This is a genomic window from Novacetimonas cocois (assembly GCF_003311635.1).
Taxonomy (GTDB): Bacteria; Pseudomonadota; Alphaproteobacteria; order Acetobacterales; family Acetobacteraceae; genus Novacetimonas; species Novacetimonas cocois.
The window spans coordinates 1-10,269 of the sequence record NZ_QEXL01000012.1 but is presented as its reverse complement, the minus strand read 5'-3'; the positions used below and the strand labels follow the sequence as shown (position 1 = coordinate 10,269).

The window sequence follows — 10,269 nt, the reverse complement described above, 5'->3', positions numbered from 1 at the left end:
TCGATCTTGATTTCCGTCAGCGGCAGGCGCGTCAGCCGCGACAGCGAGGAATAGCCCGTGCCGAAATCGTCCATCGACAGGCCTGCGCCAAGGGTCCGGATGGCCTGCAGCACTTCCTCGGTATCGCTGCTGCTGTCCATCATGACGCTTTCGGTGATTTCCACCGTCAGGCGGTCGGGCGTCAGGTTGTAGTGCTTGAGCAGGTTGGCGATGTATTCCGGCAGGGCGCGGTTGCGGAAATGCACCGCCGACAGGTTCACCGCCACGGTGGGCACATGAATGCCGTCGCGGTCCCACTGGACCATCTGGCGGCACGATTCCTGCAGGGACCAGCGGCCGATGGCCTCGATCTGCCCGGTTTCTTCCGCCACCGCGATGAAGCGGGAGGGGAAGATGTTGCCCAGATGCGGATGGTGCCAGCGCGACAGCGCCTCCACCCCGCACAGTTCCAGCGTATGGGTGCGCACCTGTGGCTGGTAATGCAGGTTCAGCGCCCCGCGCGCCAGTGAATCACGCAGCGCGGAGCCCAGCACCAGCCGGTCCTGCGCCACCTGGTTCTTCTCGAAATTGGCGAAGCGGTAGGTCCCGCGTCCCTCCGCCTTGGCCTGGCGCATCGCCACGTCGGCATTGCTGAGCAGGGATTCGCTGTCGGGACCGTTGTCGGGGAAGGTGCTGATGCCGACGCTGCAGGAAATGGTCAGCGTGTTCTGCCCGATCTGCATCGGCTTGGCGATGGTGTTGATCAGCATTTCCGCGAACTTGATCGCATCCTCATTGCGGCAGTTGGGCACGGCCACCACGAATTCATCCCCGCCGGAACGGCTGACGATATAGTCGTCCTTGGCGATGGAGCGGATGCGATGGGCGATTTCCACCAGGAACTGGTCGGCATAGACATGGCCCAGCGCATCGTTGATGTCGCGGAAGCGGTCGATGTCGAGCATGAAGATCGCGAACTGATGGTTGCCTTCCTGCTTGGCGATCATGCCCTCCAGCACCTTGTGGACGGAGGAGCGGTTGAGCAGGCCGGTCAGGGAGTCGAAGTTCGACAGGTGGGAGATATGCTGCTTGGTCGCGTTCTGCTCGAACGCCAGGGCGCAGAAGGGAAGGCAGGAATCAACGATGCGCTGCGGCCAGGAATTGCGCTTGTGGTCATTGTCGCGCGAATATAGCGCGAAGATGCCCGAAACCTCGCCCGTCTGCGTCTTGACCGGCGTGGAGAAGCACTGCTGCAGCCCCAGCGAAATCCCCAGCGAGCGATAGCTGTCCCATACCAGCCGGTTGGCCTGCGCCGCGTCCACGCGCAGCTTTTCCATCGCGGTGGAGGACAGGTGGATCGTCTCCAGCGCCGCGCGGTACCGCTTGGGCAGGGTGGGGGAGGACAGGACCCGCAGGCGTCCCTCGGGCGTGATGAGCATCAGGACCGCCACGGCCCCCGGCACGAAGCCTTCCACACGGCGGCACAGCAGGTCGGCCACGTCTTGGATCAGCATGTCGCTGGCAAGCGCCTGCAGCACGTCGTTCTGCAGGATCAGGATCTTGCGCTGCTGGCTTTCGTTGGTGACGTTCTTCACACCCCCATGTAGTAGATGCGCCCTTCGCCGGTCAGGACCTTGGAAAGCGACAGTTCCCCGCAGACATATTCCCCGTCCGCGCGGGAGAATTCCACCTCGCGCGAGGTGCCAACGATCTTGCTGACCCCGCTGCGGCGGTTCTTGTCGATGAAGCTGTCATGGTCGGCGCGGTGGACCAGCGGCACGAGGGCGCTGACATTCTTGCCAATCACGTCCTGCTTGGGCAGGCCCCACAGGTTTTCGGCAGCCTTGTTGAAAAAGATGACGTTGTTCCTGTCATCGATAATCACCGTCGCATCAATGGCTTGCTCAAGTGCCGATAAAAGGACTTCAGCGCTTAGATGGGACTTGCTCATCATCAACCTCGGGGTAGAAAGGAAAAGGGATCATAAGGCCTGTGGGCCCGAAAGTCATGCCGCCGGGGTCAACCTGGATGTGCGGGATGGCCGGTATCCGCCCCGACCCGTCATCTGGAATGGATGAAGGTATGTGCCGGCGTGGAAATGGGAAAGGAACCTGGCGGTCCTTTTGACAGAAAAGGGTGCGTATGCACAGGCCGTGTTTTTGAAATGGGAAAATGCAGGCTCCGGGGGGTGTCAATTCACGCCGCGAGGTCATAGGGAAGTTTCCCAAGGAAAAACAAATAAATTTTATGCCATTTGGAAAAGGGAGGGCTGGTTTTCCGCTCCGTAATGACATGCGACAGGCATCAACGGAGCGTAATGACCAGATCCTAATGAATGGTTATTTTTGGCCCGGCGGGCAGTCGGCGCGCGTGGCGGCGCATCCGCTGCACCCCCCGCATCCCCCCTTGGTACGGGGCAGTGCCCGGCGTGTCGCGATGCGTGTCCAGCCCGCCGGCGCGCCAATGCCGCGCAGCACTGCGGCAAGAAGACGCCACCCCGCCATGCCGATGCGCGGAAACATCCGTCCTGTCCAGTAAAGGGCGCATATCAGTACGACGCAGGCCACCATAATCGACTGGATCATGAAGTCTTCCTTCAGAACAGCAGTGCGAGGTGATAGGTCAGGAACGCCGCGACATAGGCAAGGGCGAACAGGTATCCCGCCGTGATGCCGACGGTCCGCCATGACGCGGTTTCGCGCCGGATGACCGCAAGGGTTGCGACGCATTGCGGGGCATAGACATACCATGCCAGCAGCGACAGGGCGGTCGCGACGCTCCAGTGCGTGGGCAGGAGCTGGCCCAGCATCGCGGCCTGGTCGGCATCGGCGCCCGCATCGCCGATGGCATAGACGGTGGCCAGCGCGCCGACCGCCACCTCACGCGCGGCGAGGCCGGGGATCAGGGCGACGCAGATCTGCCAGTTGAAGCCCAGCGGCGCAAAGATGGGCAGCATGAGATGGCCGATGCGCCCCGCCAGGCTCCAGTCGATGGCCGGTCCCGTGGCCTCCGGCGGCGGGGCGGGAAAGCTGGAAAGCGCCCACAGCAGGACCGTCAGCGACACGATGGTCGTGCCGACCCGCACGAGGAAGATCCGCGCCCGCTCCGTAAGGCCAAGCAGCAGGTCGCGCGGGTTGGGCAGGCGATAGGCCGGCAGTTCCATCAGCAGTGCCGCCTCCTGCCCGCGCCCGCCACGGCGCATCACGCGCGCGACGATCAGGGCGGACAGGATGCCCGCAGCATACAGCCCGAACAGCACCAGCCCCTGAAGGTTGAGGAAGCCACCCACGGCACGGTGCGGCACGAAGGCCCCGATCAGCAGCGTATAGACCGGCAGCCGCGCCGAACATGTCATCAGCGGGGCGATCATGATGGTCACCAGCCGGTCGCGGGGGTTCTGGATGGTGCGGGTCGCCATGATGCCCGGCACGGCGCAGGCGAAGCTTGACAGCAGCGGGATGAAGGACCGCCCGCTCAGTCCCGCCACCGACATCAGCGGGTCCAGCAGGAAGGCCGCGCGGGGCAGGTAGCCCGATTCCTCCAGCACCAGGATCCACAGGAACAGGATGAGGATCTGGGGCAGGAAGGTCACCACGCTGCCGGCCCCGGCAATGACGCCGGTGACCAGCAGGCTGCGCAGCACGCCATCGGGCAGGAGACGGCCCACCGCCTCGCCCAGCCAGCCCATGCCCGCGTCAATCCCGTCCATCAGCGGCTGGGCCCAGGCAAACACGGCCTGGAACATCACGAACAGCAGCACCGTCAGGATCAGCGGCCCCCATACGGGATGCAGGACCCAGCGGTCGAGGCGTTCCTCCAGCCCGGTGGAAAGGGGATGGGTGTGGGTGACGCAGTCGCCAAGGATACGCCGCACGATGGCGTGCAGGTCCGCATTCGCCGGCAGGGGAGCCGGCGGCGGGGGAAGCGGCGCGTCAAGCTGCGCCAGCAGGTCCGCCGCCCCGTCGCGGCGGATGCCTACGGTGGCGACCACAGGCATGTCCAGTTCGGCGCCCAGGCGCGGCAGGTCGATTTCCACGCCCTTCCTGCGCGCGGCGTCGATCATGTTGACCGCCAGCATCATCGGGCGGCCCAGCTGGCGCATTTCCAGCACGAAACGCAGGTGCAGGCGCAGGTTGGTCGCATCGGCGACGCACACCAGCAGGTCGGGTACGGGTTCGCCGCGATAGGTCCCGGCGCAGATGTCGCGCGTGACCGCCTCGTCCGGGCTGGTCGCGACAAGGCTGTAGGCGCCGGGCAGGTCGAGCACCCGCAGTTCATGACCAAGCGGGGTGGTCAGGCGGCCTTCCTTGCGTTCCACCGTCGCGCCGGCATAATTGGCGACCTTCTGCCTGCTGCCGGTCAGCAGGTTGAACAGGGCCGTCTTGCCGCAGTTCGGGTTGCCCACCAGCGCAATGCGCAGGGTCCTGGGCGGGGTCATCACGTTCATGACGGGGTTTTGTCCAGCGGGGCTTTGTCCACATGGACAATGACGCGCGCGGCTTCGTCACGGCGCAGGGCGAAACGGGTAAAACCGATGCGAACGGCGATCGGGTCGCCCCCCATCGGGGCCGTGGCGACCACGCATACGGGTTCGTCCGGAACAAAGCCGAGTTCGCGCAGACGTCCCGCCACCGGATCGGGATGGCCTGTCTCTTCCACCCGATCGATGATGGCCTCCATCCCGCGTGGAAGTTCATTCAGTCGCATCTGTATCCTGCAAGCGCGCGATTATCGCGAAAGGCGCGCCAAAAACAAATAATAAGAATTAATCTTATTTTTGCACGGTCCTATTGTCTATCATCTTTATTGGGAAGCCCTTCTTCCGCAGCTCAGCCATGATGCGCCGGCACATGGAAAAAGACGCCCGCGCGGCAGGAATCCCATGACCTGCGGCGGCAGGATGATCCGGCCCGTGGCGCATCCGTCGCCATGCTGCGGCCATCGGGAATGAGGTGACGTGAAATTCCCCGCATCGCCCGCTGTCATCGCCTGCTCCCGTTGCCCGGTCCGCGCCATCCGGCATGACGCGGGCGGCAATGGCGTGACGGGGGGACGGTCCGGTGGTTCAGGCGTTGTGCGTGCTGACCACCAGTCGCCCGCGGATATTTCCCTCCAGCAGCTGTGGCGCGGTCGTGATGGCCTGGCGGAGGGAAATCTCCTCGCTCATCGAATCAACAAGCGCGGGGTCGAGGTCGCGTTCAAGGCGCGCCCATGCCGCCATGCGCTGTTCGCGGGGACACATCACGCTGTCGATCCCGTGCAGGGTGATGCCACGCAGGATGAACGGCGCGACCGTCAGCGGCAGGTCCATCCCCGCCGCCAGCCCGCAGGCCGCGATGACGCCGCCCGGCCGCATTGTCGCGCACAGGGCCGCAAGAATTTTTCCCCCCGCGACGTCGATGGCCCCGCTCCATCGTGCGGGCTGCAGCGGGCGGCCGGTATGGGTCAGGACCGAACGTCCCACAACTTCGGCCGCGCCCAGCCGCCGCAGGTATTCTGTCAGGCTGTCGCGCCCGGTCACCGCCACCACGCGATATCCCAGCCGCGCCAGCAGCGCGATGGCGATGCTGCCGACGCCGCCGCCCGCCCCGGTGACCACGATGTCGCCATCGCCGGGGGCGATTCCCCCCTTTTCCAGGGCCATGATGCACAGCATGGCGGTATAGCCCGCCGTCCCGATCGCCATGCACTGCCGCGCGGAAAATGCGCGCGGACGCGGAAGCAGCCATTTCCCGTGCACGCGCGCCATCTGCGACAGGCCGCCCCAGTGTATCTCCCCCAGACCCCATCCGTTGGCGATCACCTGATCGCCGGGACGGTAAACCGGATCGTCGGAGGAAATGATTTCCCCCGCAAGGTCGATCCCCGGTATCATGGGGAACTGCCGCACAACGGGGCCGCGCCCGGTAATGGCGAGCGCATCCTTGTAATTGAGGGATGAATAACTGACGCGCACCGTGATCTCGCCTTCGGGCAGGTCGGCGGGATCAACACTGCGCAGCCCCGCGCGGGATCCTGTGCGGGTCTTGTCGATCATGATGGCGTTGAACATCGGCGCGCTCTCCGGGATGTCGGGGGACAGCCGGGGATGTGGTCCCCTGTATCCTGAATGTGGTCCATAAGATTCGGTACGGCGGGTCAGGATAAACTGCCCCGATATCAAAAACTTGTACAATTTCGTGAGGTGCCCTGCACGGCTGCCCCCACCGGCATGGTGGCCAGCGGACGACGCGGCCTCTCATGCGGACGCGCGATAGGCGCAGGTTTTGTGGCGCATGTGCAGCGACATCCGCGTGAACTGTCTGTTTTTTGATCGAAAGATATGCTGCGCTGGCGCGCTCAATGGCACTGTAGCGCGCATGCGCACACGCGCGACATCGAGATCGGGTAAGGGATACGCGAACCATGACAGCCTATCGCAACACACAGCTCTATATCGACGGGACCTGGACCGACGGGGCGCAGGGGCGGCGTATCGACGTGATCAATCCCGCCACGGCCGAAGTGATCGGGCATGTCGCCCGGGCGGAGGCCCCGGACCTGCGGCGCGCGCTTGATGCGGCGGCGCGGGGGTTCGTGACATGGAGCCGCACGTCCCCGCTGGAACGTTCGGACATCCTGCGCCGGGCGGCGGTCCTGCTGCGCGAACGCAGTCCGGACATCGCCGCGCTGATGACGATGGAACAGGGCAAGCCCGTGGGCGAGGCGCAGGTGGAACTTGCCGCCGCCGCCGACGTCCTTGACTGGATGGCCGAGGAGGGACGCCGGACCTATGGCCGCATCGTTCCCGCCCGCGCGCCGGGCGTCATGCAGGAGGTGATCCGCACGCCGGTCGGGCCGGTCGCGGCGTTCGCCCCGTGGAATTTCCCCGTCAACCAGGTGGCGCGCAAGGTGGGATCGGCCCTTGCCGCGGGATGTTCGATCATCGTCAAGGCGGCGGAGGAAACCCCGGCCTCCCCCGCGGAGTTCATCCGCGCGCTGGCCGATGCGGGCGTGCCGGCGGGGGTCGTGAACCTTGTCTATGGCGTTCCCGCCGAAATTTCGGAAACGCTGATCGCCGATCCCGTCATCCGCAAGGTGACGTTCACCGGCTCCACCGCCGTGGGCAAGCATCTGGCCGCGCTGGCGGGATCGCACATGAAGCGCGCGACCATGGAACTGGGCGGTCATGCCCCGGCCATCGTCTGCGCCGATGCGGATCTCGATCGCGCCGTCGCGCTGCTGGCGGGGGCGAAGTTCCGCAACGCGGGGCAGGTGTGCATCGCGCCGACCCGCTTTCTGGTCGAACGCCCCGTCTATGACACGTTTGTCAGCCGTTTCGCCGATGTCGCGTCCGGCCTGCGCGTGGGCGACGGCCTGGCGGAGGGAACCCGGATCGGCCCGCTTGCCAATGTGCGGCGGGTGGACATGATGGAAACGCTGGTGGCCGACGCGCAGGCGAAGGGCGCGCGGCTGGTCACCGGGGGAAAGCGCATGGGCAATACCGGCTATTTCTTCGAACCCACCATCGTGGCGGACGTGACCCCTGCCATGCGCGCCATGAATGAGGAACCCTTTGGCCCGATCGCGCTGATGGCGCCGTTCGATACGCTCGACGCCGCGATTGCGGAGGCCAACCGCCTCAGCTACGGGCTTGCGTCCTATGCCTTTACCGGGTCCGGCCGCTCGGCGGCGCTGCTGCGTGACGGGGTGCGTGCGGGGATGCTGACGATCAACCATATCGGGCTTGGCCTGCCGGAAGTGCCGTTCGGGGGGATCGGGGATTCGGGCTATGGCTCCGAAGGCGGGATCGAGGCGGTGGAGGCGTATCTGGACACGCGCTTCGTCACGGTGCGCGCGTACTGAAGGCGGAACGTTCCGGCCGAGGCGTGCGCCACGAAAGGGGCTGGTGTGACATCGCGCCGCTACCGCCGCGTGGGGGGAACGTGATGAGGTGACGCTTCCTTTGTTCATGGAAAAAAGGGGGATGGTCATGACGGATGCACCCACTTCGTCTTCATCGCTGGCCGATCTTTGGAAAGCGCGTTACCGTCAGCCGCCGCCGGACGGGGCATTGCCGGAAAACGTCGTCGTGCGCAGCCTGATGGCCCATCGTTCGGTGCGGTCATTTTCCACGGCCCCCGTGCCACAGGGCGTGCTGGAAAGCGCGATCGCGGCGGCGCAGTCGGCCTCCAGCTCCTGCAATTTCCAGGCGTGGAGCGTTGTGGCCGTCACCGACCCGCAACGCCGCGCGCGACTGGCGAAGCTGGCGGGGGAACAGGCATTCATCGCGCAGGCGCCGCTGTTCCTGGTCTGGGTGGCGGACCTGTCGCGACTGGAACATGTGGCCGAGGCGCAGGCCCAGCCGCACGTGGCGCTGGATTACCTCGAAAGCTTTGTCATGGCGGTGGCCGACACGTCGTTCGCCGCGCAGAACGCGGCCGCGGCGTTCGAATCCTTCGGCCTTGGCATCGTGTATGTCGGCGCGGTGCGCAACCATCCTTCGGAAATCGCCAGTGAACTGGGCCTGCCGCCGCGTACCGTCGCCGTCTTTGGCATGTGCGTGGGCCATCCCGACCGCAGGCACCCGACGGCGATCAAGCCACGCCTGCCGCAGTCGGCGGTGCTGCATCGTGAAAAATACGCCGGGGGGGAGGAGGAAATCCCCGCCTATGATGCCTGCATGACGCGCTTTCGCACCGAACAGGGCCTGTCGGCGCAGGACTGGTCCACCTCGGTCATCGGGCGGGTGCGCGACGCGGCGGCCCTGCACGGGCGCGACCGGCTGCGCACGGAACTGGTGCGCCGGGGCTTTGAACTGCGATAGAATCGGGCCATTTCCCCGCGCGGGGGATGGTTCTGCCGGTCATGCGCGGCTCATGCGGGGCGCGGGGCGCGATTCGTGCGCGGGCTTGACCTGCGCGGTATTCTGGGGAACCTGTGTCTTTTTTTCCGTCCGGATGCACAGGTGGCCCGGCGCGCCGCAGCACGTCGCGGCGCATGATGAAAGAGAATGATGGTCATGGACAGCGTCAGTACGCCCCGTTTCACGCTTTCACCGAATCCTTCCCCGGTTTCGCCGGAGCGTCGGGCGGAGGTATTGGCCAACCTCGGATTCGGGAAGGTCTTCACCGATCACATGGCCATCATCCGCTATACGGCGGGGCAGGGCTGGCATGACCCGGTCATCCGCGCCTATGCGCCGCTCAGCCTCGACCCGGCGGCGGCCGTGCTGCATTACGCGCAGGAAATCTTCGAGGGGATGAAGGCCTATCGCACGGCGCAGGGGGGCGTCACCCTGTTCCGTCCCGACGCCAATGCCCGGCGGTTCCGCAAGTCGGCCGAACGCATGGCGATGGCCGAACTGCCCGAGGATCTGTTTGTCGAGGCGGTGTGCCAGCTGGTGACGGTGGATCGTGAATGGGTGCCCGCCCGTCCCGACGAAAGCCTCTATATCCGTCCCTTCATGATCGCGAGCGAGGCGTTCCTTGGCGTCAAGCCCGCGTCCGAATACCTGTTCATGGTCATTGCCTCGCCCGTCGGGGCCTATTTCGGGGAACAGGCCGTCAGCGTGTGGGTGTCCGAATACTGCCGCGCGGCCCCCGGCGGCACGGGCGAGGCGAAGTGTGGCGGCAATTACGCCGCAAGCCTGATGGCGCAGAAGGAAGCCAAGGGCCACGGCTGCGCCCAGGTGCTGTTCCTTGACGCGGTGGAACGCCGGTGGATCGAGGAAATGGGCGGGATGAACGTGTTTTTCGTCCTTGATGACGGATCGCTCCTCACGCCGCCGCTGACGGGCACGATCCTGCGGGGCATCACGCGCGATTCCATCCTGCGCATCGCGCGTGACCAGGGCCTGACGGTGCGCGAGGAACCCTATGCGATCGAGCAGATGTACGCCGATGCCGCTAGCGGCCGCCTGAAGGAGGCGTTCGCCTGTGGGACGGCGGCGGTCATTTCGCCCATCGGGCGTTTCCGTGGCAAGCAGGGAGAGGTCGTCATCGGCGATGGCATGAGCATCGGGCCGGTGGCGGAAAAGCTGCGCAGCAGCCTGATCGGCATCCAGCGCGGCACCAGCCCCGATCCCTATGGTTGGGTGCGCAAGGTTCTCTGACCCCGCTTTTCCCGATCGGAATGAAGGAATGCGCGTCCGCAGGGGACGCGCATTTTTTATTCATGGCGGGAGCTGAGATCGCTTCAGAAGCTCCCCGCCAGATATCCTGTCATCATAAGAAAATTTTTGGTGAAGCTTTTTAAAGGGCCTGTTGGGAATTATCGTGAATTGATGACTGCGGCGACAAGATGGATCAT

Annotated in this window: 7 protein-coding genes and 1 pseudogene; 3 read left to right on the top strand and 5 right to left on the bottom strand. The window is 65.2% G+C overall.

Annotated features, from left to right (window positions below):
• The 5 genes and pseudogenes from NJLHNGOC_RS09955 to acuI form a co-directional block, all read right to left on the bottom strand.
• Positions 1 to 1,930: pseudogene (locus tag NJLHNGOC_RS09955) on the bottom strand (EAL domain-containing protein); the annotation flags it as partial.
• 388 nt (positions 1,931 to 2,318) lie between these two features.
• Positions 2,319 to 2,564: a DUF6587 family protein gene (locus NJLHNGOC_RS09950; protein WP_113596226.1), complete on the bottom strand. Its 246-nt coding sequence runs from the start codon at positions 2,562 to 2,564 to the stop codon at positions 2,319 to 2,321.
• Positions 2,565 to 2,575: 11 nt separating this feature from the next.
• A complete protein-coding gene (feoB, locus tag NJLHNGOC_RS09945) occupies positions 2,576 to 4,426 on the bottom strand; it encodes a ferrous iron transporter B (RefSeq protein ID WP_113596225.1) in 1,851 nt (616 codons plus the stop codon).
• Entirely contained in the window at positions 4,423 to 4,686 is a 264-nt protein-coding gene (locus tag NJLHNGOC_RS09940) for a FeoA family protein (RefSeq protein WP_113596224.1), read from the bottom strand. Before NJLHNGOC_RS09940 ends, feoB begins: the two co-directional genes overlap by 4 nt.
• A gap of 358 nt (positions 4,687 to 5,044) precedes the next feature.
• Entirely contained in the window at positions 5,045 to 6,031 is a 987-nt protein-coding gene (gene acuI, locus NJLHNGOC_RS09935; RefSeq protein WP_113596223.1) for an acrylyl-CoA reductase (NADPH), read from the bottom strand.
• Between the two features lie 353 nt (positions 6,032 to 6,384).
• Between acuI and NJLHNGOC_RS09930 the strand changes: the two genes are divergently transcribed.
• From NJLHNGOC_RS09930 to NJLHNGOC_RS09920, 3 genes are all read left to right on the top strand, one after another.
• Positions 6,385 to 7,824, top strand: a complete 1,440-nt coding sequence (locus NJLHNGOC_RS09930; RefSeq protein WP_113596222.1) for an NAD-dependent succinate-semialdehyde dehydrogenase — start codon at positions 6,385 to 6,387, stop codon at positions 7,822 to 7,824.
• A 127-nt stretch (positions 7,825 to 7,951) separates the two neighbouring features.
• The gene (locus NJLHNGOC_RS09925; protein ID WP_113596297.1) at positions 7,952 to 8,785 is read left to right on the top strand and encodes a nitroreductase family protein; all 834 of its coding nucleotides are present in this window, start codon (positions 7,952 to 7,954) and stop codon (positions 8,783 to 8,785) included.
• Positions 8,786 to 8,980: 195 nt separating this feature from the next.
• A complete protein-coding gene (locus tag NJLHNGOC_RS09920; protein WP_113596296.1) occupies positions 8,981 to 10,072 on the top strand; it encodes a branched-chain amino acid aminotransferase in 1,092 nt (363 codons plus the stop codon).
• Positions 10,073 to 10,269: the final 197 nt, after the last annotated feature.

Excerpts from the sequence above, each read along its gene's own strand:
- NJLHNGOC_RS09950 (WP_113596226.1), bottom strand. The coding sequence starts at position 2,564 with ATGATCCAGTCGATTATGGTGGCCTGCGTCGTACTGATATGCGCCCTT.
- feoB (WP_113596225.1), bottom strand. The coding sequence starts at position 4,426 with ATGAACGTGATGACCCCGCCCAGGACCCTGCGCATTGCGCTGGTGGGC.
- NJLHNGOC_RS09940 (WP_113596224.1), bottom strand. The coding sequence starts at position 4,686 with ATGCGACTGAATGAACTTCCACGCGGGATGGAGGCCATCATCGATCGG.
- acuI (WP_113596223.1), bottom strand. The coding sequence starts at position 6,031 with ATGTTCAACGCCATCATGATCGACAAGACCCGCACAGGATCCCGCGCG.
- NJLHNGOC_RS09930 (WP_113596222.1), top strand. The coding sequence starts at position 6,385 with ATGACAGCCTATCGCAACACACAGCTCTATATCGACGGGACCTGGACC.
- NJLHNGOC_RS09925 (WP_113596297.1), top strand. The coding sequence starts at position 7,952 with ATGACGGATGCACCCACTTCGTCTTCATCGCTGGCCGATCTTTGGAAA.
- NJLHNGOC_RS09920 (WP_113596296.1), top strand. The coding sequence starts at position 8,981 with ATGGACAGCGTCAGTACGCCCCGTTTCACGCTTTCACCGAATCCTTCC.